15 protein-coding genes are annotated in these 21,869 nt (G+C 69.4%); 5 read left to right on the forward strand and 10 right to left on the reverse strand.

The genetic code is table 11. The features are described 5' to 3' along the window. Positions 1 to 3: 3 nt before the first annotated feature. From LTT66_RS22010 to LTT66_RS22030, 5 genes are read right to left on the reverse strand one after another with little or no spacing between them, the layout of a single operon-like run. Complete coding sequence (locus LTT66_RS22010) at positions 4 to 1,032, reverse strand: DUF1702 family protein (protein ID WP_233060399.1); 1,029 nt, start codon at positions 1,030 to 1,032, stop codon at positions 4 to 6. Beyond that, entirely contained in the window at positions 1,029 to 2,246 is a 1,218-nt protein-coding gene (locus tag LTT66_RS22015) for an RnfABCDGE type electron transport complex subunit D (RefSeq protein ID WP_233060400.1), read from the reverse strand. The genes LTT66_RS22010 and LTT66_RS22015 overlap by 4 nt, the downstream gene beginning before the upstream one ends. Next, positions 2,243 to 4,252 carry a CRTAC1 family protein gene (locus tag LTT66_RS22020; protein WP_233060401.1) on the reverse strand — a complete coding sequence of 670 codons (2,010 nt, stop codon included), beginning with the start codon at positions 4,250 to 4,252 and terminating at the stop codon, positions 2,243 to 2,245. The genes LTT66_RS22015 and LTT66_RS22020 overlap by 4 nt, the downstream gene beginning before the upstream one ends. Continuing rightward, entirely contained in the window at positions 4,249 to 5,679 is a 1,431-nt protein-coding gene (locus tag LTT66_RS22025) for an aminotransferase class I/II-fold pyridoxal phosphate-dependent enzyme (protein WP_233060402.1), read from the reverse strand. Before LTT66_RS22025 ends, LTT66_RS22020 begins: the two co-directional genes overlap by 4 nt. After that, positions 5,676 to 11,999 (reverse strand): type I polyketide synthase, encoded by a 6,324-nt coding sequence (locus LTT66_RS22030; protein ID WP_233060403.1) that lies wholly within the window; start codon positions 11,997 to 11,999, stop codon positions 5,676 to 5,678. The genes LTT66_RS22025 and LTT66_RS22030 overlap by 4 nt, the downstream gene beginning before the upstream one ends. 458 nt (positions 12,000 to 12,457) lie before the next feature. Here LTT66_RS22030 and LTT66_RS22035 point away from each other — a divergent pair, with 458 nt between their 5' ends. Continuing rightward, complete coding sequence (locus LTT66_RS22035) at positions 12,458 to 13,006, forward strand: ester cyclase (RefSeq protein WP_233060404.1); 549 nt, start codon at positions 12,458 to 12,460, stop codon at positions 13,004 to 13,006. Positions 13,007 to 13,022: 16 nt separating this feature from the next. Here the strand turns inward: LTT66_RS22035 and LTT66_RS22040 are convergent, their stop codons facing one another. Beyond that, a complete protein-coding gene (locus LTT66_RS22040) occupies positions 13,023 to 13,748 on the reverse strand; it encodes a TetR/AcrR family transcriptional regulator (RefSeq protein WP_195064683.1) in 726 nt (241 codons plus the stop codon). A gap of 786 nt (positions 13,749 to 14,534) precedes the next feature. Here LTT66_RS22040 and LTT66_RS22045 point away from each other — a divergent pair. Further along, the gene (locus tag LTT66_RS22045; RefSeq protein ID WP_233060405.1) at positions 14,535 to 15,647 is read left to right on the forward strand and encodes an MAB_1171c family putative transporter; all 1,113 of its coding nucleotides are present in this window, start codon (positions 14,535 to 14,537) and stop codon (positions 15,645 to 15,647) included. On the opposite strand, the gene LTT66_RS22050 is transcribed toward LTT66_RS22045, so the two are convergent. The 3 genes from LTT66_RS22050 to LTT66_RS22060 all read right to left on the reverse strand — a co-directional run bounded on the left by LTT66_RS22050 (position 15,644) and on the right by LTT66_RS22060 (position 17,329). Beyond that, positions 15,644 to 16,045 (reverse strand): PaaI family thioesterase, encoded by a 402-nt coding sequence (locus LTT66_RS22050; RefSeq protein WP_181718841.1) that lies wholly within the window; start codon positions 16,043 to 16,045, stop codon positions 15,644 to 15,646. The two genes, LTT66_RS22045 and LTT66_RS22050, sit on opposite strands and share 4 nt — an antisense overlap. A gap of 100 nt (positions 16,046 to 16,145) precedes the next feature. Further along, entirely contained in the window at positions 16,146 to 16,895 is a 750-nt protein-coding gene (locus tag LTT66_RS22055; protein ID WP_233060406.1) for an SDR family oxidoreductase, read from the reverse strand. A gap of 62 nt (positions 16,896 to 16,957) precedes the next feature. Beyond that, entirely contained in the window at positions 16,958 to 17,329 is a 372-nt protein-coding gene (locus tag LTT66_RS22060; RefSeq protein ID WP_233060407.1) for a hypothetical protein, read from the reverse strand. A 554-nt stretch (positions 17,330 to 17,883) separates the two neighbouring features. On the opposite strand from LTT66_RS22060, the gene LTT66_RS22065 reads away from it, so the two are divergent. From LTT66_RS22065 to LTT66_RS22075, 3 genes are all read left to right on the forward strand, one after another. Further along, entirely contained in the window at positions 17,884 to 19,188 is a 1,305-nt protein-coding gene (locus tag LTT66_RS22065) for an N-acetylmuramoyl-L-alanine amidase (protein WP_233060408.1), read from the forward strand. 94 nt (positions 19,189 to 19,282) lie between these two features. Next, complete coding sequence (locus LTT66_RS22070) at positions 19,283 to 20,317, forward strand: CobW family GTP-binding protein (RefSeq protein ID WP_233060409.1); 1,035 nt, start codon at positions 19,283 to 19,285, stop codon at positions 20,315 to 20,317. Positions 20,318 to 20,505: 188 nt separating this feature from the next. Next, positions 20,506 to 20,697, forward strand: a complete 192-nt coding sequence (locus tag LTT66_RS22075; RefSeq protein WP_043695958.1) for a hypothetical protein — start codon at positions 20,506 to 20,508, stop codon at positions 20,695 to 20,697. Here the strand turns inward: LTT66_RS22075 and LTT66_RS22080 are convergent. After that, positions 20,687 to 21,709 carry an AraC family transcriptional regulator gene (locus LTT66_RS22080; RefSeq protein ID WP_233060411.1) on the reverse strand — a complete coding sequence of 341 codons (1,023 nt, stop codon included), beginning with the start codon at positions 21,707 to 21,709 and terminating at the stop codon, positions 20,687 to 20,689. The two genes, LTT66_RS22075 and LTT66_RS22080, sit on opposite strands and share 11 nt — an antisense overlap. Between the last annotated feature and the right edge of the window lie 160 nt (positions 21,710 to 21,869).

Below are 21,869 nucleotides of genomic sequence, written 5' to 3' on the forward strand. Positions count from 1 at the left end.
TCCTCAGGCCCGGCTCGCGGTGACGATGTCGGCGATCCGGTCCCGCCACAGCAGGTAGGTGCCGGAGGTGCCGTCGTCGGGCAGGTCGTCGAGCGAGGTCTCGATCAACGCGTCGGTTTCGGCCACCGTGGTCCCGCAGAAGACCTGCGCGGCCGCCTCGCTGTGCTCGTTGACGCTGTTGGTCTGCTGCCGGATGCGCGCGACCATGGCCGAACCCAGCGACAGCTGCGGCCGGAACTCACCGGCCGCGTCCCAGAGTTCCTCCATCGCAGCCTGTTCCACACCACCGGCGAAGGTGACGGCGATGCCGACGCCGCTCCACAGGTCAGTGTGGCGCTTCGGGTCGAACTCGTTGATCAACCGCACGACACCGGCCGGGTTGCCGCCGCCGATGAACCACAGCGCGCGCCCCATGCCCTGGTCGGCGATGCGCTTCAGGTTGTCGCGGTCGCCGAGCCAGCCGGGGTAGCGGGTCTCGACGTGCTTTTCCCGCACGTAGCGCTGCATCTGGAAGAACGCTTTGTAGAAGCCGTAGCCGTCGATGGCGAGCCAGCGGAACAGCGGGTGCTGCGGGAACAGCTTCTTCCACCGGAGCTTCGGGATCTTCGCCATGGCGAGGCCGACTCCGACGTACATGGTCAGGGCGTATTCGCTGGCCGGTCCGTCGATCAGGTCGGCAGCGCGACGGCCGGGCGAGAGCGAGTCCATGGCGGTGAGCCCGACCGCGGCGCCTTCGTAGGCGAACCCGCGGTACTTCGGCGGCACTTGGCGCAGCGCGGCGATCAGCTCGTCGTTGTCCGAGCTGCGGACCGCGGAGTCGATGCCGCCGACCAGGTGCATGGTCACCTGCTCGAGCTCGAGCGCGGTGTGCTGGTTGGGCTGCTCGAATCCGCTGAGCACCCGGCGGACACTGGCTGGACTGGGGACGAAGAGGGCCGCGCGCAGCGGACCCAACGGCGAGGGCATGAGGTTCTCCAATCGTCGGCAAGTGAAAGCGCCGAGCACGCGGTGCGGCTCGGCGCGATCGGTCATGAGCGGGCGGCCTCCGTCACCGGCTCGGGTTCGCGTGCGATGTCGGCGTCCAGGTCGTCGGCCACCACGGGCTGCTCCGGTGCGCTCGGTGTCGCGCCGCGGTGCTGCCACCATTCGGCGAGGCCGCGTGCCCACCAGTACACGCCCCGAGCGCCACAGACGATGACCAGCGCGATGAACAACCCGTAGGAGATGTGCAGCGCGGTGACCACGCCGTACATGATGCCGACCGAGGCGCCGAACATGATCTGCTGCTTCTTGCCCGACGGCGTGGTGCCCGGGTCGGTGACCATGTAGTTGGTGAACAGCACGAAGGCCAGACCGGTCATCATGCTCAGGCCGGCCAGGATCGAGACGTTCGGTTCGACGAGCCCGCGCACGATGGCCTGCAGCGCGAACGCGCCCACCCACGCCATGATCAGCGGCATCTTCAGCGTCAGCTTGGCGTTCAACAGGGTGCCCGTCATCAGCAGGCCGAGCACGATGAGCGCGTCCGCCGGTCCGGTGATGTACTCGGTGAAGTGGTACGGCGGCGCGACCGCGATCATCGGGAACACCAGGAAGCACACCACGACACCGAAGTTCGAGGGGTTCATGAAGTGGCGCATCTTGCCGTTGATCTTGGCGCGCAACACCCACTTCGTGCCGACCGCGACCACGATGCCGAAGATCACCGGCCACAGCTTGTCGTGCGCGAAGGTCAGGAAGTTGAACGCCAGACCGGTGATGTGCGCGGGCAGCAGGAACTCGAACAGCCCACGCGGCCCGCGGCCCAGGAACGCGGGCGGGCGCTTGTACGCCCAGGCCGCCAGCACTTCCAGCCCGATTTCGGTGGAATACGCGGTGGCCAGTGCGATGAACGGCCAGAGGAACGGCTGCTCGAAGCCGAGCAGCGGGAATCCGATCAGGTTGAAGACCGTGATCGAGATGGCGAAATTGCGCAGCGCGAGGTAGCGCGTGTCCTTCGTCGGCGCCGGCGTCTCCACCCATTCCTTGGCGAATTCGGTGCCCGACCGCTGCACCGCCGAGATGCGCTCCGCCGCGGTGAGGCTCGCTCCGTTGCCGTTACCCGTCGCGTCGGCTTTGCTCTGCGCGCCTGCGCTGTCGCCGGTGCCGCCGTGGGCGGCGCTGCCGTTGCCTTCGGCCGAGGTTTCGTGGTGCCCGTTCGCCGCGGCGGTCGCGTCGCCCGGGTCCTTGTTGTCGTTGTCGCTCATCGCTGCTTGACCTCCTGCGCGTCCGAGGCGAGGTTCACGGTGTGCCAGCCCGGCGCGAGCTGGAGGGTTTGTTCGTGCGGCGTGCCGTTGGTCTCCCGCCAGCGGAGCACGACGTTCAGCGGGGCGGCCGGATCGACGTCGCCGAGGCCGATGTGCACCTCGGTGGCGCGCTTGCCGGTGTGGCCGCTGCCGCCGTCGAGGTGGCTGGTGAGCAATCGGCCGTCCGGCGTGCGCACCTCGACCTGCGCGTCCACCGCGGGAACGCCCTGGGCCGGAAGACCTGCGATGGTCGTGGCCGCGTTGCCTTCCCAGGTCGGCTTGAACAACTTCAGGCCGAGGAACTGGCCGTTGTTCGCCTTGTTGTTGTGGTAGAAGGTCGGATCACCCCACTGGCGGGCGACGGCGAAGCTCAGCGCGCCGTTGCCGGAGGTGTCGCCGACGGCGATGCCACGCGAGGGGACCGGGGTGTCCATGCCGAGGGCGTGGGTGAGGTTGGCGAATTTGCCGTCGTCACCACGGCTGAAGAAGCCGACCGGATCGCTGCCCGCCAGGTCGGCGTCCTCGCCGATGATCGGCCAGGACCACGGGTACCTGGTCAGGTCGTCGTTCATGGTGCCGAGTTCCTGGATCTGCGGCCACCGGTTGGTGTCGCCCTTGATCATGCCGGTGGCCTGGACCACCTCGTTGCGGCCGTCGTTGTCGAAGTCGTCGATCTTGGCGTCCCAGCCCCAGGTCTCCCAGGCCAGTCCGACGTCCGTCGCGCGGTTCTTGAACGGTGCCACCCCCTCGGCCAGTTGACGTGCCGCGTCGGCGGTGTCCTCGGCGGTGTTGTAGAACGCGAAGTGGCCTTCCATCAGCGCGAAGCGCACGGCGATGTTGCTGACGAACAGGTCGGGCATGCCGTCGCCGTTCAGATCGCCGAAGTCCGCGGCCATGCCCTTGTCCGAATCATGGCCCATCACATACGACTTCGGCTCGGTGATGCCGCGTTCGCCCTCGGCGAAACCGAAGCGGATCTGGCCCGGCGTCGACCGGTTGACGAACAGGCGGTCGCGCCCGAAGTCGTTGGCCACGTACAGCTCCGGCAACTGGTCACCGTTCAGGTCGGACGCGGCGGCGGCCAGCGCCCATCCGGTGTCCATGCCGATCGGGAACGGGTTGGCCACCTCGCGGTAGTCGGCGGTCGGTTCGTCGCCGGACTTGGCGGAGGCGAGGGTGAAGATCCGGTCCTTGCCGCCGTTACGCGCGTTGGACAGCGAGTCGGTCATCCACAGCGCGAGCTGGCCCTCCTTGGAGAGCACGTCCATGTCGTTGAAGTACTGGCCCAAGTAGATGTCCGGCTTGCCGTCGCCGTCGAAATCGGAGACCGAGACCGCCGCGGTGATCCAGCGCTCCCCTTCGTAGTGCCCGTCCGCGGTGTTCGGGGAGGGGACGAGGTCGATCGGACGGAAGGCCTTGGCCTCCAGCCGGGTCGCGTTGGCGCGCTGCAGGTACAGGATCGGCGTGCGGCCGTAGTAGGACACCAGCGCGTCCAGCCGGCCGTCACCGTTGAAGTCGCCGGGGATGCAGCCCGACGGCACGGTGGACGAGTCGGCGGGCAACGGCTTCGGATCGAGCACGAACGGCTCGTAGCGGCCGGTGTTGCTGTCCGGCGTCGGAGTGATGAAGGCCGCGTCCGAGCGGGGGTCGACCACGCACAGGTCGTCGGCCAGCCGGTTGCCGTCGAAGTCGTTCATCGCGATCGCCGCGCCGACCGAGGAGATCCAGGCCGACAGGTGCTTGTACGGTTCGCGCAGCTCACGGATCTTGCGATCGGTCGGCAGGCCCTTGGGCAGCGCGATCGGCATCGCGGTGAAGTCGAACTTGCTCGCGATCGGCCCGCCCGCCTCGTCGTAGGTGGGCAGCAGCGTCGAACGCGCGGGAATGAACAGCGAACCCATCAGTGCCAGCGATACCGCGGGCACCACCGCTTTTCGGAGGAGGGATCGGTTGATGGGAATTTTCACGAGTGCTGCTCCTCATGGGCGAGTGTGAATTGCTGTCCCGCGGTGTCCGCGAGTCCGTCGAGCACCTCGCGCAGCGTGGCCAGCGCCTGGTCCATGTGCTGCTCGGTGTGCCTGCAGTTGATGAAGAACCGCAGCCTTGCCTCCCCGGCCGGGACGACCGGGTGGGTGATGGCGTTCACGCTGAAATCGCGCTGCAGCATGGCCAGCGCCGCCAGCACGGCGGGTTCGTCGGCGCCGGTCATGATCGGGATGATCGGCGAGTCCTCGGACATGCCGATGTCGAAGCCGTATTCCTTGGCCCGGCGGTGGAAGTACGCGCTGTTGTGCCGCAGCCGGGTCACGCGTTCGGGCTCGTCGCGCAGCACCTCGAGTCCGGCCAGCGCCGCCCCGATGGCCGACGGCGCGGGTGCGGCGGTGTACATGCTCAAACCGCCCGCGACGTACTTGAATCCGTCGACCAGCTCCCGGTTTCCGGCGAGATAGCCGCCGACGCTGCCGAGCGCCTTGGACAGGGTGCCCATCCAGACGTCGACGGCGTCACCGGGCAGGTCGAACAATTCCCGCACGCCGTGCCCGGTCGCCCCGAGCGTGCCGAACGAGTGCGCCTCATCGATCATGATCGAGCAGTCGTAGCGGCGGGCCACCTCGATGATCTCGGGCAGCCGGACCACGTCGCCGTCCATGCTGTAGAGCCCCTCGATGATCACCATGGCCCGGTCGAAACTGCGCCGCGACATCTTCAGGATGGTTTCCAGCGACTCGGGATCGTTGTGCCGGAAGGAGACCCGCTTGCAGCGCGACCACTCGGTGCCGGAGACCACGCTGTGGTGGATCAGCGCGTCGCAGACCGCGAGATCGCGCTTGCCGAGCAGGAATCCGACTGCGGCGGCATTGGTGAGGTAGCCGCTGGCGGTCACCAGCGCGGCTTCGGTGTCGTAGATGCGGGCGAGTTCGGCTTCCAGCTCGCGATAGATCGGCAGCTCGCCCGCCACGATGCGCACCGCGGCGGCGGAGGTGCCGTACTGATCGATCGCGTCCTTGGCGGCCTGCCGCACCCGCGGGTCGGCGGCCAGGTCCAGGTAGCCGAAGCTGCTGAAGTTCACCACGTCCCGGTCGGCCATCCTGGTCACCGCACCGCTGATGCCCTCGTGCGGCAAGTAGTACGGGTTGACCAGGCCGACCTGGTTGACCCAGGCGTCGAACCGGCCGAACCGCTGCCCGGCCTCCAGCACGCCGGGGTGGTCACGGAAGGAGGTGTGCGCGACCCCGCGTCGCGCCGTGGCGCCGTTGGCGGGGGCCGCGGTGGCGGTGGCGGAGCCGTTCGCGGCTCGCGCACCGTTTGTCTTCGCCGGGGCGGCGGTGGTCTCCCCGCCCGCGTGCCTGGCCAGCAGTGCGCGGGCCAGCTCCCTGGAGTTGTTGTCCGTCATTCGTCCTCGCTCCTCGCCGCGCGCTCTTCTTCCTGGGCAATCTGCTCGGCAATCCGCGCGCCGAGCCCGCGCAACGTCAGTCCGATCACGGCCAGCACCGACAGCTGGGTGCCGAGCACCTGCACCACGCGGGCGCCGAACTCCATGCCCATCAGCGAGTCCATGCCGAGTTCGGGTAGCGGGGTGTTCAGGTCCACCGTCTCGGCGTCGACGCCGAGCACCGCGGCGAGCTGTTCGGCGAGCAGGTAGGCCACCACCTCCCCGCGCTGCTCCAGACCCAGCTGGAGGATCTCCGCCCGCAGCGCACCCGCGCCCGACGCACCGCCGCCCGCGGCCGCCACCTGGTCGGCGAAGCGCGGTGTGCGGGTGGACGGGCGGTGCGCCAGCGCCCACTGGCTCCAGTCCACGTCGAACAGCACGATCTGCGGCAGATCCAGCCGCAGGCACTCGCCGAGCAGGTCGGTGGCCACGTCCATGTCCACCGAGCGGTAACCGGTCATCTCCGCGTACCGGCTGACCGCCTCGTAGTCGGCCATACCGCCGCCACCGCTCATGAAGCCCCAGTTCACCGCCAGCGCGGCGGCGCCGCGGGCGCGGCGGGCGGCGGCGATCATGTCCAGCACGGAATTGGCCGCAGCGTAACCGAATTGCGGCGAGATGCCGACGATGCTGCTCGCCGAGGAGAACAGCACGAACATGTCGAGTTCGATGTCGGCGGCCGTGACGGCGGTGTCCAGGTTGACCGCGCCTTCGACCTTGGGCCCGAAGATCTCCGCCAGCGATTCCGCGGTGATCTGCGGAACCTCGAGGTTGTTCACCACACCGGCCGCGTGGAACACCCCGCGCAGCGGACGCCCGCTGGTCTGGATGCGTTCGATCAGCGCGGCGACGGCGTCGTAGTCGGCCATGTCGAGGCGTTCCTCGACGACTTCCGCACCGGCGGCGACGAATTCGGCGATCGCGGCGCGGGCCGCGTCCGTGGTGGCGCCGCTGCGCCCGGCCAGCACCAGATGCCGGGCGCCGATCCGGACCAGCCAGCGTGCGGTGGCCAGGCCGAACGCGCCGAAGCCACCGGTGACCAGGTAGCTGGCCGCCGGGTCGATCGGCAGGCCGGGCCGCGCGGCCAGCACCGTCGGTTCCGGTTCGCGCAGGTCGAGCACGACTCGCCCGATCTGCTTGGACCGCACCACGGTTTCGAACGCCTCGGCGGTGGCATCGAGGGTGAACGCGGTGTAAGGGAGGTACTCGTAAGTGCCGTCGTTCAGGGCGTCCATCGCCCGCCGCGCCGCGCGGCGGACCAGTTCGGGGCGCACCGCCAGGGCGCGGTCCATATCCACGGCGAAGAACGACAGGTTCCGGTCGAACGGGCGCAGGTCGATCGCGCCGCCGCCGTAGATGTCGGCCTTGCCGATCTCGATGATCCGGCCGAATTCGGCGGCCGCCCGCAGGTTCTGCTGGAGGATCTCGCCGGGAGAGGAGTTGTAGACCACGTCGACGCCGCGCCCGCCGGTCAGCGTGAGCACGTCGTCGACGAAGCTGATCGAACGCGAGTTGACCACCTCGTGCGCGCCCGCGGCCGCGGCCACCGCGCGCCGCTCGTCCGAGCCCGCCGTGGCGATGACCCGCGCGCCGAGGCGCACCGCCACCTGGACCGCGGCCAGGCCCATGCCGCCCGCCGCGCCGTGCACCAGCACCGTCTCACCCGGTTGCAGGTGCGCGAGATCGCCGAAGGCGAATTCGGCGGTGAGGAAGGGCAGTACCGAGCTGGAGTGGCAGGGGTCGAGGACCGAGTCCGGGTAGTTCAGGGGCATGGTGGCGCCCTCGTCGGGCCGGAGGGTGACATGGCGGCGGACCAGATCCTTGGCGCACACCGACATCTCGTCGCCGACCGCGACCTCGGTCACGCCGGGACCCACCCGCTCGACCACGCCGAATCCGTCCATGCCCAGCTCGGTGCCGAAATACGTGCCCGCCAGCTCCTTTTCGGTGAGCACACCGAGCGCTTTGAGCGCGTCCTTGTAGTTCAGGCCCACCGCGTCCATCCGGATCTCGACCTCGCCGGGCCCTGGCGCCACGCGCTCGACCGCGCGCCATGCCAGGTCCGACAGCAACCGCGAGCGCGGAATCTCCAGACGGAACGAGGCTTCCGGATCGGTCAGCGGCGCGGCCTCGTCCCAGGCCGCCAGGTGCTCCCGCAGGGACTTGCGCAGGTGCAGCGCCCAGCACGCGCCCGCGCGCAGCGCGACCTCGTCGGCGCGTCCGTCGCCGAGCACCTGCTCGACGATGTCGGCGGCGCGCGTGGCCGGTTCGGTGTCGACCAGTCGCCACTGCACCGCGGGTTGCTCGTTGCGGAGGGTGCGCCTGGCGCCGGTGAGCGCGGCCTGCGCGGGATGCGCGAACGCGTCGATCGGCAGGCAGAACGCCTGCTCGGTGACCACCACCGCGCGCACCTCGGCGGCCGCGGCGTCGTCTTCCTCGCCGACCACCAACTCGCCGACCGCCTTGGCGACCAGCGCGAGGCCGTAGGCGTTGGGGACCGCGTCCAGCTCGGCGCCGGACACCACGACGAGGCGGCTGCGCGTCACGCCGGGCCGCTCGCGGGCGGCGCGCAGGGTCGCGAGGACGCGATCCGCGGCGTCTGCCTGCTCCGGCGCCAGAGTGAGCAGCTCCGACGCGGCACGGGCGCTGGCGATTTCCTTCGCGCGCTGGGAGACGGTGCTGCCCAGACTGACCACGAGCAGGAACTCCTCCCCGCCCGCTGGCTCGTCGGCGGTCGCCGGGTCGTCGACGATGGACCACACCGGCTCGTAGAACAGGCCGTCGAGCTGGTCGTGCAGATCCGGCTCGGCCGCCAGACTGGCGAACCGCACGCCCGAAAGCGCGAGTACGACAGCGCCTTCCGGGGTGGCGACCGTGATGTCGGCGCACAGCGGATCACCGTCCACCCGGCGGACCAGTACCACCGCCTGCTCCGGCAGCGGCCCGGTCCAGCGGACCCCGGCCACCGAGGACGGCACCACGACGCTCGCCCCGTGCGCGGTCTGGGCATACAGGGCGGCGAAGCACTGCAGCGCCGCGTCGACCGCCGCCGGGTGGGCCAGGTGCGGCAGGCTCGGCGCGCTGCCCGCCAGCGGCGCGAGATCGAGCCGGGCCAGCACGGAGTCGGCGCCGACGCGCGCCGCGGTGATCAGCCGGAAGCTGGGCCCGTAGGCCAGGCCGTGTGCGGCGAGGCCGTCGTAGAGCGTCGCCGCGGACACGTCCACCGCGTCCGCCGCGGGCGTCAGGTCGATCGTGCGCGCGTCCACGTCCGCCTCGATCAGCCTGCCGTGCGCGTTGACCGTCCAGGTGGTCGCGGTGGCGGCGCGCGAGCGCAGGGTGAACCGGTGGGTGGTCTCCTCGACGGTGAGGCGCAACACCGGCACGTCGTGCTGCGCGATCACCAGGGGCGCGACGAACTGGACCGACTCGAGTCCGAAGGTGGTGCGGCCGGTGCGGACGGCGACGGCGCTGAGCGCGGCGTCCAGATAGGCCGCGCCCGGCAGCACGACCGATCCGTCCACGACGTGATCGGGCAGCCACGGCAGCGCGGCCACCGACAGCTCGACCTCCCATTCCGGCGCGGACGCCGCCGTGCGCTGGCCGAGCATGACGTAACCGTCGGTCGCGCCGACGCGGTCGGCCTCGATCGCGGGGTCCTCGGTCCACAGCCTGCGGCGCTGCCATGGGTAGCGGGGCAGATCCAGGTGTGCGGCAGGCGTTTCCGGCACGCCGGGCGCGTGCGTGGTGTCGAGCCCGCCCACCTGGTACAGCTCGCCCACGGCGCGCAGCAGGTTCTCGCGGTCGTCGGTGTTGCGGGACAGGGTGCTGATCGCCGCGCCGTCGAGGCCGCGGCGCACGAACGCCTCCCTGATGTTGCCGCTGAGCACCGGGTGCGGTCCCACCTCCAGGAAGACGCGATGGCCCGCGTCGAGCAGGCTGTCCACGGCCGCGCCGAACCGCACCGGTTCGCGGACGTTGCGGCACCAGTATTCGGCGTCCCAGTCCGGCCCGGACAGTTCGCCGCCGGTGACGGTGGACCAGATCGGCACCCGCGCCGGATGCGGCGTGAGGCCGGCCAGCACCGTCGTGAGGTCGCCGAGAATGGGGTCCATCAGGTGGCTGTGATAGGGCACCTCGACGCGCAGCGCCTTGGCGAAAACGCCTTCCTCGGTCAGTTCGGCCCGGATGCGGTCCAACTCGGCGAGGTCGCCGGAAAGCGTCGCCGCCGAGTGGCTGTTGATCGCCGCGACGCAGACGCCCGCCACGCCCGCGAGGCGCTCGTGCAACTGCTCTTCCGCCAGGCCGACGGCCAGCATGCCGCCGGTACCCGCGGTGGTGGCCTGCAACCGGGCGCGGTGGTAGCTCACCAGCAGCGCGTCGCGCAGCGACAGCGAGCCCGAGGCGTAGGCGGAGGCCACCTCGCCGACGCTGTGGCCGACCACCGCGGCGGGATGGATGCCGAGTTCGGCGAGTTCGGCCAGGAGCGCGGCTTGGACCAGGAAATTCGCCGGCTGTGCGTAGGCGGTCCTGGTGATCCGCGACTCCTCTTCCGGGCGCAGGAGTTCCTCGACGATCGACCATCCCGCGATCTCGCGGAAGATCTCGTCGATCGAGCGCGCGGCCGCGGCGAAGTGCCCGTCGGCCTCGAGCAGGCCGCGGGCCATGCCCCACCACTGCGGACCCATGCCGCTGAATACGAACACCGGCTGGGTGGAACCGTCGGTGAGCGCGCGGGCCGGTGACTTGCCCGCTCCCGCGGCGAAATCGGCGAGCTTGGCACGCAGATCGTCGGCATCCCGGTATCCGAACGCGGCGCGGAGCGGATGGTGCGCGCGCTGGGTCCAGGCCGCTTCGGTCACCGCGTCCACCGGGGCGGTCTCGGTCAGGTCGTGCAGCTGGGTGGCCATGGTGCGCAGCGCGGTCTCGTTGCGGGCCGACAGCGGCAGCACGGTGATCGGCGTCCGCGCGGCGTCGGCGGGCACGGGAAGCTCGGGCGCGCGGGTGAGGATCGCGTGGGCGTTGGTGCCGCCGTAGCCGAAGCTGTTGACCGCCACCGCGGCCCGGCCGTCGTCGTTCGGCAGCGGTTCGGTCGCCAGCGGAATGCGCACCCGCAGTTCGTCGAACCGGATCTCCGGGTTCGGGTTGTCCAGTCGCAGTTGCGGGGCGATGACGCCGTGGTGCAGGGTGAGCGCGGCCTTGATGACGCCGGCGACGCCGGCGGCGGCCTCGGTGTGCCCGATGTTGTTCTTCACCGAACCGACCGGCAGCGGCTCGTCGCGGCCGTCGACCGCGCCGTACACCGCGCCGAGGGCGGCCAATTCGAGCGGGTCACCGACCGGTGTGCCGGTGCCGTGCGCCTCCACGAAACGGATGTCGTGCGCGTCGATGCCCGCCAGCCGGTGCACCCGCCGGGCCAGGGCCTCCTGCGCGACCGGGTTGGGCACCGGGATCGCCAGCGTGCGGCCGTCCTGGTTGACGCCGCTGCCGCGCACCACCGCGTAGATCCGGTCGCGGTCCCGGACCGCCGCGTCCAGCGTCTTCAGCACCACGGCGCCGGCGCCCTCGCCGCGCCCGTAGCCGTCGGCGGCCGCGTCGAAGGACTTGCACCGGCCGTCGACGGCCAGGAACCGGCCCTTGCACATGGAGATGAACGCCTCGGGCCGCAGCATCGCGTTGGCGCCGCCGACGATCGCCGATTCGCACTCGCCCGACTCCAGTGCGAGCACCGCCTGATGCAGCGCGACCAGGGAGGACGAGCAGGCGGTGTCGATCGTCATGGTGGGCCCGAGCAGGTCCAGCAGGAACGCGATGCGAGCCGACAGCAGCGTGTGCGACGAGCTGGTCGGGCTGTGGCTGTTGATCGAGGCGCGGGACATCGAACCGCTGCGCACCAGCGCGTTGTCGTTCATGAAGCCGCCGACGAACACGCCGACCTCACGTCCGCCGACCCGGCCCGCCATCCCGGCGTCGTCGAGCGCCTCCCAGGCGACTTCGAGCAGCAGCCGCTGTTGCGGATCCATGATCGACGCCTCGCGCTGGGAGATGCCGAAGAACTCGGCATCGAACTCCCACAGCGACTGGGTCAGGAAGCCACCGTGCCTGGTGTACATCCGGCCGGGCGCGTCCGGGTCGGGATCGTAGAACTTCGCGAGATTCCAGCGATCCGCGGGCACCTCCACGATCCCGTCGCCCTTGCGGACGACGAGGTCCCAGAAAGAGTCCGGCCCGTCGATGCCGCCCGGAAAACGGCAGCCGATACCGACAATTGCTACATTGGGCATGCAAAATCCCCTGGTGCTCAGGTATTCGTAAACCGCCGACGCGTTTTCCGTCGGCGTCTTCGAATCAGCGTGGAGACAACCGGAATCGCGACGCCGGTAAACCTGTTCGGCTGTGCGCGTCGGCCGGAGCGAAGTGGTTCCGCGGTAGGAGGTCTGTGTCCACCCATGGTAGGAGGACCGATTCGCGAAGGTCAATACGGAACTGTGCGGTCGGAGACCGAAAATTGTTGCGCGGGAAGTAATGCTGGACGCGTCATCATCGCAGTTCAGTGCCGGTATGACGGTATTATTCTGCTGTTATTACACGGTTATTTACCCCCGAATGCCGAGCAATTACACCGTTATTCCGGTGTTATTCCGTTCGTCCTGGCCCCGATCTGCCGGAAGCTGTTGAGTGCGCGCTCGATTCGTGGCTACGATGACTCGTGCGAATACGCACTGGGCGAAAGGCGATGGGCGTGGATCCGTACAACACCGGGCAGTTCCGTATCGAGGCGGAGGCCGAGCCCATCGAAAGCCTCGCCTGGTTGCTCGGGTTCACCGAGCAATACATCGCGGGCTGGAACAGCGGGGACGGCACGGCTGTCGCGAAATGCGTCACCGAGGACACGATCTGGCACGACCCCTCGCTGGACGCGCCCGCGCACGGGCGGGCGGGAGTGGAGAAATTCGTCGCCGACACGGTGCGCTCGTTCCCGGATGTGGCCTACACCAACCCGTTTCCGCCGGTGCTCGCCGCGGACGACCGGATCGCCCTGGTGCCGTGGCGGATGACCGGGACCCATCTCGGGCCCATCGACCCGCCCGGCTTCGGGCCGACCGGCAAGCGGATCGACCTGCTGGTCATCGACGCGTGGCAGTTCCGCTCGGGGCTGATCTGGCGTAGCCAGGCCACCTGGGACCTGACGGAGATGTTGCTGCAATTGGGTCTGATGCCGCCGCGCGGAAGCACCGCCGAGCGCGCGATGGCCCGCGCCCAGCGGCTGCGGTCCCGGCTGCCGTTCTGACCGGCACCCGGGGTTTTCAGTCGCCGAATCGATCGGCGAAGCGCTCCACCGCGAGCAGGACCGAGGCGCCGACGGTCTCCAGTTCGGCGCCCATGCCGACGAGCAGATTCACGATCGCGGGCACCAGCACTTCGAGCAGGCCGTCGTCACCGAGGTGTCCGGCCATCTCCAATTGGACGAAACCGAACAGGCCCATCCAGAGCTGCGCCGCGGCCGAACGGACGTCGGAGGTGTTGATCAGCCCGGCGTCCTGGGCGCGCTGCACCGCGCCGACCACGTGGTCGAAGGTCTCCGCGTAGTGCTCGAACTCCGAATCGTGCCCGGCCACCAGCACGTTGCCGCGGTTGATCTTCATGTCGATGCGCGTGCCGGTGCCGAACATCAGCCCGAACAGCTCCGGCCTGCGCTGGGCCTCGTCCCGGAACACCAGGCCGAGCACGAGCAGATCGGTGATCGGCTCCTCGCTCACCCCGGCCGCGTTCATGCGCTCGGCCAGTTGCGCGAAGCCGGCGGAACCCGCCGCCCGGATCAGGCCGGGCATTCCCCCGAAATTGGAGTACACGGCCATCGTGGAGACTCCGCACATGCGCGACACGCGGCGGACGGTGAGCGCGTGCAAACCCTCGGTGGACACCACCTCGACGGTCGCGTCGATCAGGCGATCGCGCAGCGCGGTGTTCATCGAGTCCGTCCCGGCAGGGCGCACGGCTAGTTCGGTTGTTCCGGCAGTCTGCTTGCTCATCGCTTCCGTTTCCCCGAACACGGTCAAGCCGTGACGCATAGGTCCGCTAGTGCGCTGTCTTCGGGAACGCGGTATCGCGGCGCGGCCGAGCGCCCTCCGGTCGCCGCCACCGCGAAGGCCGCCGGTCTCGCGGCCGTCGATCGTGGCCGGAGTGCTCGGCCCTGTCCTGGCAGTGCCAACGGAACGACGCCTGTTCCGATCGATGCACCATCGACTCGCTCGGTCCGGAAAGCTGATCGTGGTTCATCGCGCACAGATATCTCCGTTCTTGCCGCACGAACGGGCGGGCAGAGCATGAGGTGGGACCGCGTTCGCGGACTACGAAGAGTAAGCGCACCCAGCGCGGGGTGCGTGTCGGAAGTGAGTGTCGTCACTGAAACTCTATGTGATACAGCGTAACATCGACGCGCGATCCGCCAAATGTTTTGCGTCCTTTTCGAATTCGCCGTGCGACGAGGCGTTGTGAGATCGAACGACGGAGACGCCGAAGTTATGGGTGCGGTGACAATCGCTGTCCCCGCCTTCGGCGCGCACTGTCGCAAACTGGGCAAACGGGACATGGGCTCGGTGAACGAGTGCGCGTATCGCGTATCTGTCAAGATCGACCTCGAATGTGCGGAAGCGGCGACTTGCCGGTCCCGGGAGCGCTCCGGGAAGGTGGAATCACGGGCGAGGGGATGACGCGCCTCGGTAATCGGCTGCTGCCGTTTCTCGATCTGCGCGGTCACGAACACGCGGCAACGTTATCGTTCGCGGAGGACAGTTTCGTGGGTGGGAGGTCGGCCGATGTCGTCATCGATTTCGGGAATCATCGCGTGGCCGGTAATCGGCTTCGTCGCCGCCGTTCTGGCGGGCCGGTGGTTGCTGGTACGCGACACCCCCGTCGATAAACTGCTGAATCAGCTGTTCCTGTGGGGCTTGCTGAGTCTGCTGCTGTATCGCTGCACCATGACACCCGGCATCGCGAGCCTCGCTCATCAGCTCTCGCTCGGCTGCACGGTGATGGCATCGATGTGCCTGCAGGGGATCGTCCGCATCTGGGCCTTCGACGCGGACCCGGGTGCGGTGCGGCGCAGGCACCGCGTCTGCTGTGTGCTCGCGGCCGCGTCCACCGCCGCGATCCTGCTGGCGGGCACGTCGGCGCGGCAGGAAGGCAGACTCGTCGACCTGACGCTGGACGCAGAGGGATTGGTGGTGTGGACCGCCTTCGGCCTCCCGCTGCTGGTCAACGTCTCGCTGCTGGCCCGCATGTGCGTTCGCGAGCTGCGGACGGGCGGGATCGACCTGGCGGAAAAGCTGGTGTGCGGCCTGATGATCTGGGCGGCGACACTTTTCGGGGTGAACCTGGTGTTGTCGACGGTGCGTGCGATCACCGGATGGCAGCGCTGGGGCACGCATCTGATCAGGATCGAAGCAACGGTCACCATCTGCCTGGCGCTCGACGCGGCGGTGGTCGCCATTCCGCTGATCCGGTCGCTGCTGGCCACCGCGGAACTCGATCGGGCCGGACGAGTCTGCCGCAAGCTGCGCCCGCTGTGGCGGGATCTCACCACCGCGGTGCCCGAGATCGTGCTGCGGCCCGCGGCGGGCGAGCGGGCCGACCCGGGGACCCAGCTGCTGCGGATGACGGTGGAAATCCAGGACGCGCTGCTGCATCTCGGTCGCTACGCCCCCGTGGCGCCCGGCTCGCGGTGCCCGATGACCGACTACGCACACCAAGTGGCGTGCGCGGCGGTCGCGCGAAAGGCGGGGTCGGCACCGATCGGATCGAACTCGGCCCGGCTGCCGGTCCCGGCGGCGGATTTCGACGCCGAGCTGCGCCAACTGCTCGATCTCGCCCGGGTCTGGCCCGCGGCCCGCGCGTCGGCGGGCGAGCGGGCGCCGGTGGGCGTCGGCTAGAGCACCGCTTGGGTCTGGGTGACCTTCGCGACCAGCTTGTCCGCGTCGTCCCGGATCACCGTCTCGACCACGATGAACGAGCGCCCGGCATGCAGCGGCGCCGCCGAGGCGATGGCATGCCCCGAGCGGACCGCGCGCAGGAAATTGGTCTTCGACTCCACCGTGGTGGTGCCCTGCTTGCCTTCGGGCAGATTCAGGAACGCGCAGACCGCGCCGGTGGCGTCGGCGAGCGACATCAGCACCCCGCCGTGCAGCATGCCGCCGAGTGTGCACAGTGATTCGTCCCAGGCGAGGCGGCTGCGGACCAGTTCCGGTCCGTGCGCGAGGACTTCGACGCCGAGGCGTTCGGTGAACGGCATGGTTCGGTGGAACAGCGCGGTGCCCATCTCATCGATCATGGCCGCGATCCTGCCTGCCACGAGTCATCGAGTCGATTACCTGGCGGGTAATCGACGGCTGCCCGTCCTGTTGCGCGACCACCGGGAGGCGGCGGCCGGTTCAGCTCATCCGCGCCACCAGGGCGTCGGGTAGGTGGGGGAGGGCGACATCGATCAGGCGCCACGGCCATCCCGGCACGCAGGCCCGGCGGCGCTCTTTCTCGATGGCGGCGACCATCGCCGCCACACCCTTGTCCAGGGGCGCCACCATCCGCGCGTCACCCGCTTTGGCCGCCATGTCGGTGGCGATGAATCCCGGCAGCAGCGTGGTCACCGCGATCGGCGTGCCGGCCAACTCGGTGGCGAGTCCCTCGCCGAGCGCGGCGAGGCCCGCCTTGCTCGCGGAGTAGGCCGCCTTCTTGCCGGGGAGTCCGCGCACCGCGCTCATCGAGGAGACGAGGACGAGATGCCCGGCGTCGCGGGCGCGGAAGATCTCCAGTGCCGCTTCCGCCTGCGCGAGCGCGCTGACGAAGTTCGTCGTCGCCGTGGCGATGTTCGCGTCGGCCCGGCCGCTGCCGACGCGCGCTCCCTTGCCGATCCCGGCGTTGACGATCACGCGGTCCAGTCCGCCGAGTTCGTCCTGCAATTCGCCGAACACGAGCGGCACCGCCGCGTGATCGTCCACGTCGAGTGCGCGGATCGCGACGGTGACGCCCGGGTGGGCGCTCGCCAGTTCGTCGCGCAGCGCGGTGAGCGCGTCCAGCCTGCGGGCACACAGCGCGAGGTCGCGGCCCTTGGCGGCGAAGTTCCGCGCCATGGCGGCCCCGAGGCCCGCGCTCGCGCCGGTGATCAGAATCTTGCTCCTCGTCATGCGGCCGACCCTAGCTTCTGTTGAACGCCAGTCAATAGGCCGCCCGCCGGGCGCTGCCCGGTTCAGCCGCCGAACGATCCGCTCGGCGGCGGCGTCGGCAGCAATCGCCACGGACCGCAGTTCTCGGTCTTGAATCCGACGTCGGTCGGCTTGATCACCACCCGGACCGGGCTCAGTCGGGTGTAGTTGTTCGCGATGATGTTCTGCATATTCGTGTTGTCGCCCTCGACCTTCCACAGCCTGGCCCAATCGCAGGCGTAGGCGGGGTCGGGCGTGCCGGGCGCCTCCCAGACGCCGGGGAGGATGTCGACGCCGACCAAGTAGACGCCGTCGTGTGACATGGTGTTCGACGGTTCGGCCGCCGCCGTACCCGTGGCGAGCAGGGTTACCGCGGAGGATATGGCCCCAGCGAGCAGAAGCGTGCTTGCACGCATACCGGTTCTCCTTGACTTGTACTACCGCCGCGTTCACGGTCGTCCGTCCGTGGTCGCGGCCGACTCGGGAGATCCCCGCATCTCCGCGGCCAGAAATACCAGAACCGACCGAGTGGTGTGCCGAAAATCCGTGGATCCGGCGGTCGATGCCGACGGGCCGAGGGCGGCGCTCCGGCCGAGTCCCACTCCGCGCACCCGGATTTCGCGGACGGTCGGTCGAGGGATTTCTGGCGGCCCAGCTACTTGCTTTACTCCCGTTGTTGCCGCGCGCTGTGGTCGCCGGGGTACTCTTGCGCGACCACGCCTATCAGGAAGTTGATAACTTCCCGACGAATTCGGCGTGCCGATCGGCATGGCGCCGGTTCGGGTGCATTACGCTCTGCTATCTCTGCGCAAACTGCCGCGGCTGATCCGACAGCCGGGCGCTGGGCCTGCGGTAACACTTCGATAACGCTCCTTGATTTGCTGATACGCACGTTGCCAGAGTTAACCACTGGGTTTGGTGTTACAAGTGGGAAGGGAGGGGCGCCTCATCCCGGGGCGCCGACCGCACTATGAAGCCAAGCATCGTCAAAGCCGGTATCTGTACCGCCGTCACGGCTGCGGTGACGGTGACGTTGTCCGGATTGCTTCCGGTCAGCGCACATGCGGCGCCGTCGGCGCTGGACATGTCGAAAAAGCTCGCAGGCAAGACCGTGTTCCTCGACCCCGGACATCAGGGGTCCAACCACACGCAAGATTTGGCCAGACAGGTCAGCGATGGTCGCGGCGGCACCAAGGACTGCCAGACCACCGGTATGACCACGATGAACGGCGTTCCCGAGCACACCATCACCTGGAACGTCGCCCAGGTCGTCAAGACGTCGCTGGAGACGCTCGGCGCGCACGTGGTGCTGAGCCGTCAGGACGACATGAACTGGGGCGGCTGCGTCGACGACCGGGCCCGCGCGGCGAGCCAGTCCGGCGCCGACGTCGCCGTGAGCATTCACGCCGACAGCGCGCCCGCGCAGTATCGCGGGTTCCACCTGATCGTTCCGGAGCTGCCCATCCCGAATCCGATCATCGATCAGGCCCAGTCGGGAGCTGGTCTGGCCGCGTCGAAGTCGGTGCGCGACGCGTATCGCGAGGCGGGTTTCCCGCCCGCGAACTACGGCGGCGTGGTGGACGGCCTGCAAACCCGCAAGGACATCGCCGGGCCCGCGCTGACCACCGTTCCGGTCGTCTTCCTCGAGATGGGCAACGGCGCCAATCCCGAGGACGCGGCGCTGCTGGAAACACCCGATGGGCAGCTCAAGCACGCGATCGCGCTCACCACCGGCGTGGTCGGCCACCTGCTCGGCGCCCAGCCGGGTACGTCGTCGGATCAGCAGGCGGCGCAGTCCGTTCCGCAGGGTACGTCGTTCGACCGCCCCGCGGTGAATCCGGACGCTCCGCAGGGGCAGACGAACCCGGCGGCACCGCAGGCGCAGACCAGCCCGGGTACTCCACAAGCGCAGACGAACCCGGTGATCCCGCAGGCCCAGACGATTCCGGCGGTGCCGCAGAGCCCTGCGGCTCCCGCTGTGCCGCAGGCACAGGTCGCGCCGGGCACCTCGACGCCGAAGCCTGCGCCGGGTACGGCCACACCGCAGTCGCCGGGTACCTCGGCGGCGCCGAAATCGCCCGGCACCTCCGGTAACCAGTCACCGGGTACGCCGAACGCCCAGCAGTCACCCGGGACCGCGGGCGGTGACGCGTCGATCATGGAGTTGCTGATGCCGTTGGCGAAGATGCTCGGCCTGGACGACAACGCCATCGCCACGGAGTTGATCAACCTCGGCTACAGCCTGGCGGGCATGCTGCTGGGGCCCTCGAAATAGTCCGCACACCGAACCCGCCGGACGCCATCCCCGTCGGCGCGAGGGTGGCGTCCGGCTTTTTCCGCGGGCCGCGCGGCGCACTAGGGTGAACGGAATGGCTGACCGGATTCCTGTTGTGCTGGTCGCGGGGTTTCTCGGTTCCGGGAAGACCACGCTGCTCAATCACTTGCTCCGGGACAACCGGGGGACGCGGATCGGCGTGGTGGTCAATGATTTCGGGGCGATCAACATCGATTCGATGCTGGTCGCCGGGCAGGTCGACGCCATGGTCTCGCTCGGCAACGGCTGTGTGTGCTGCGCGGTCGACGTCACCGAGCTGGACGAACTGTTCACCCGGCTGACCCAGCCGCGCGCCGGGATCGACGTGATCGTGGTCGAGGCCAGCGGCCTGGCCGAGCCGCGCAACCTCATCCGGATGGTGGTCGGCAGCGACAACCCGCGACTGCGCTACGGCGGCCTGGTCGAAGTGGTCGACGCCGAGCAGTTCCCGCGCAGCAGCGCCCGTCATCCCGAGCTGCGCACCCATCTGCGGCTGGCCGACCTGGTGGTGGTGAACAAGGCCGATCGGGTTCCGTCCGAGCAGCTCGCCCGGCTGCGTGCGGACCTGGCGGAACTCGTCGGTCCGGTTCCGGTGTACGCGACCACGTACGGCCGGATCGATCCCGGGCTGCTGTTCGACGAGCCGTCGCGGGAGCGCCCGCTGGTGGCCGAGCAGCTGAGCTTCGACGAACTCCTCGCCGAGCACGACCACGATGACCACGCCGGGCACCGCCATCTGCACGACGATTACACCAGCGTCTCCTTCGCCAGCGGCCGAGCACTGGACCCGCGCAAGCTGATCGGTTTCCTGGAGGACCCGCCGCCGGGACTGTTCCGGGCCAAGGGCTTCGCCGCCTTCGGGGTGGCGGAGGAACGCAGAAAGTTCGTTCTGCACGTGGTCGGCCGCCACATCGTCTTCGAGCCGGGCAACTGGTCGCGGGGCGAAGCACGGGGCGCGCGGCTGGTGCTCATCGGGGCGGGCCTGCACACCGATGCGGCGCTGGCCCGGCTGCGCGACACGGTGCACGACGGCGCCGATCCGCTCGACCCGCAGAGCATGCTCGGCGTGTGGCGCTATACACCGCACTGAGCCACACCAGATTGGCGCGTTCGGTAGCGACCTGTCGCGTTCGGTGCTGGTGACAGAGCGGTCTTTTCATGAGACTGAATGCGGTGTCCGCCGGTCCGCGGGCGCCGGGAGCGAACTGCCGCGAACGGCGCCGCTCGGCAGCCGATCCGTGACCGACCGAATCGTTCTGCGACCGATGGGAGTTTCCCGTGTCAGATTCCATGGAGAGCGCCACCGCGTACGTCATCGAGGCGCTGGAGGCCAAAGGCACCGCCACCCGCGACGACTTCGACGTACCCGCGATCGTCGCCGAGACGCACGCCCTCACCAACAGCTGGGATTTTCGTGCGATCGAGGACGCGACGTTCTGGTCGATCGCCGCGCGTTTCCTCAGGCCGTGAACGTGCGCTCGACCCGCTCGGCGCGGTGTGCGGAGGTGGCCGGCGACCACCGCCGCGCGGCTCGGCGCATCGAACCCGGGTCGGAGTAGCCGAGGATCTCGGCCTGACGCGACGGACTCAGCGGCCCGGCGGCGCTGGCGGCGACCAGCCGGGCGCTGCGAGCCCGATCCAGTTCCGCGCGCCAGGTGGTACCCGCCTCCCGTAACCGGCGCTGGAGCGTGCGCGGGCTGGTGGCCAGCCTGCGCGCCACCCGCTCCAGGGACGCGTCACCGTCGTTCAGGCAGTCCGCCAGGGCCGCCGCGACGCGCTCCGGCCAGGCGTCGGCCAGCGGCGGCGGTGGCGGAAGGGCGGCGGCCAAGGGCCGGAGTATGCCGGCCAGCACCGGATCACTGGTGGTCAGCGGCAAATCCATGTCCGAGGCGCGGAAGGTCATGGCGTCCACCGGCGCGTCGAACTCGATCGCGGTGGTGCCGAACACCCCGATGAAGGCTTCGACCTTGGCGGGCGCGCGCTGGCGCAGCGAGACCCGCAGCGGGGCCAGCGGTTCGCGCACCACGCGCCGGGCCCGGCTGAGCACCGCGCTCAGGCCCCACAACTGGGTGAGGTCGCGGCCGCGGCCCGCCCCCTCGATCATGTCCAGGTACAGCGTCACCTCGTCGTCGTTCTCGGTGACCAGATCGAAGCGGTGGTTGGTGGTCACCGCGGTGACGTACGGTCCGCAGGTCGCCAGTCCGGCGCCCAGCGTCGGAGCCGAGGAGAACAAATAGTCGTAGAGACCGAGGCAGGTGAGTCGATAGCGGCTCGCCACGTTCAGTGCGACGTCCGGGTCGCCCAGCGCGTGTTCGCCGATCTCCCACAACCGGGAGAACGTCTGGCTGGGCAGGTGCAGGTCGTCGCCCGCCATGGTCCACTCCGGCAAGCGGGATTCCCGCAGCAGCCGGTCGCGGTCCACGCCGGCCGCGGTGAGCTGCGAGACGACGAATCGGTGGAGCAGAACCTGGTCGGTTCCCATCGCGCGCTCCCTTCTCTCTCCCCACGCGACGAGAGGCCCTACCGGCCTACGCGCGAAGCGAGATCAAGTATGTTCCGGCCGCGGCGCCGCGGGCACCCCGAGAGCGACACCGCGACGCGGACACGCTATACCCGCCGTGTTGATTCGTCATGAGATTCAC

This window comes from Nocardia gipuzkoensis, from assembly GCF_021183645.1.
GTDB classification, from domain to species: Bacteria; Actinomycetota; Actinomycetes; order Mycobacteriales; family Mycobacteriaceae; genus Nocardia; species Nocardia abscessus.

What these genes read in the sequence shown, in the direction of transcription:
- LTT66_RS22010 (WP_233060399.1), bottom strand. Translation starts at nt 1,032, where the DNA reads ATGACCGATCGCGCCGAGCCGCACCGCGTGCTCGGCGCTTTCACTTGC.
- LTT66_RS22015 (WP_233060400.1), bottom strand. Translation starts at nt 2,246, where the DNA reads ATGAGCGACAACGACAACAAGGACCCGGGCGACGCGACCGCCGCGGCG.
- LTT66_RS22025 (WP_233060402.1), bottom strand. Translation starts at nt 5,679, where the DNA reads ATGACGGACAACAACTCCAGGGAGCTGGCCCGCGCACTGCTGGCCAGG.
- LTT66_RS22030 (WP_233060403.1), bottom strand. Translation starts at nt 11,999, where the DNA reads ATGCCCAATGTAGCAATTGTCGGTATCGGCTGCCGTTTTCCGGGCGGC.
- LTT66_RS22040 (WP_195064683.1), bottom strand. Translation starts at nt 13,748, where the DNA reads ATGAGCAAGCAGACTGCCGGAACAACCGAACTAGCCGTGCGCCCTGCC.
- LTT66_RS22045 (WP_233060405.1), top strand. Translation starts at nt 14,535, where the DNA reads ATGTCGTCATCGATTTCGGGAATCATCGCGTGGCCGGTAATCGGCTTC.
- LTT66_RS22050 (WP_181718841.1), bottom strand. Translation starts at nt 16,045, where the DNA reads ATGATCGATGAGATGGGCACCGCGCTGTTCCACCGAACCATGCCGTTC.
- LTT66_RS22055 (WP_233060406.1), bottom strand. Translation starts at nt 16,895, where the DNA reads ATGACGAGGAGCAAGATTCTGATCACCGGCGCGAGCGCGGGCCTCGGG.
- LTT66_RS22060 (WP_233060407.1), bottom strand. Translation starts at nt 17,329, where the DNA reads ATGCGTGCAAGCACGCTTCTGCTCGCTGGGGCCATATCCTCCGCGGTA.
- LTT66_RS22065 (WP_233060408.1), top strand. Translation starts at nt 17,884, where the DNA reads ATGAAGCCAAGCATCGTCAAAGCCGGTATCTGTACCGCCGTCACGGCT.
- LTT66_RS22070 (WP_233060409.1), top strand. Translation starts at nt 19,283, where the DNA reads ATGGCTGACCGGATTCCTGTTGTGCTGGTCGCGGGGTTTCTCGGTTCC.
- LTT66_RS22080 (WP_233060411.1), bottom strand. Translation starts at nt 21,709, where the DNA reads ATGGGAACCGACCAGGTTCTGCTCCACCGATTCGTCGTCTCGCAGCTC.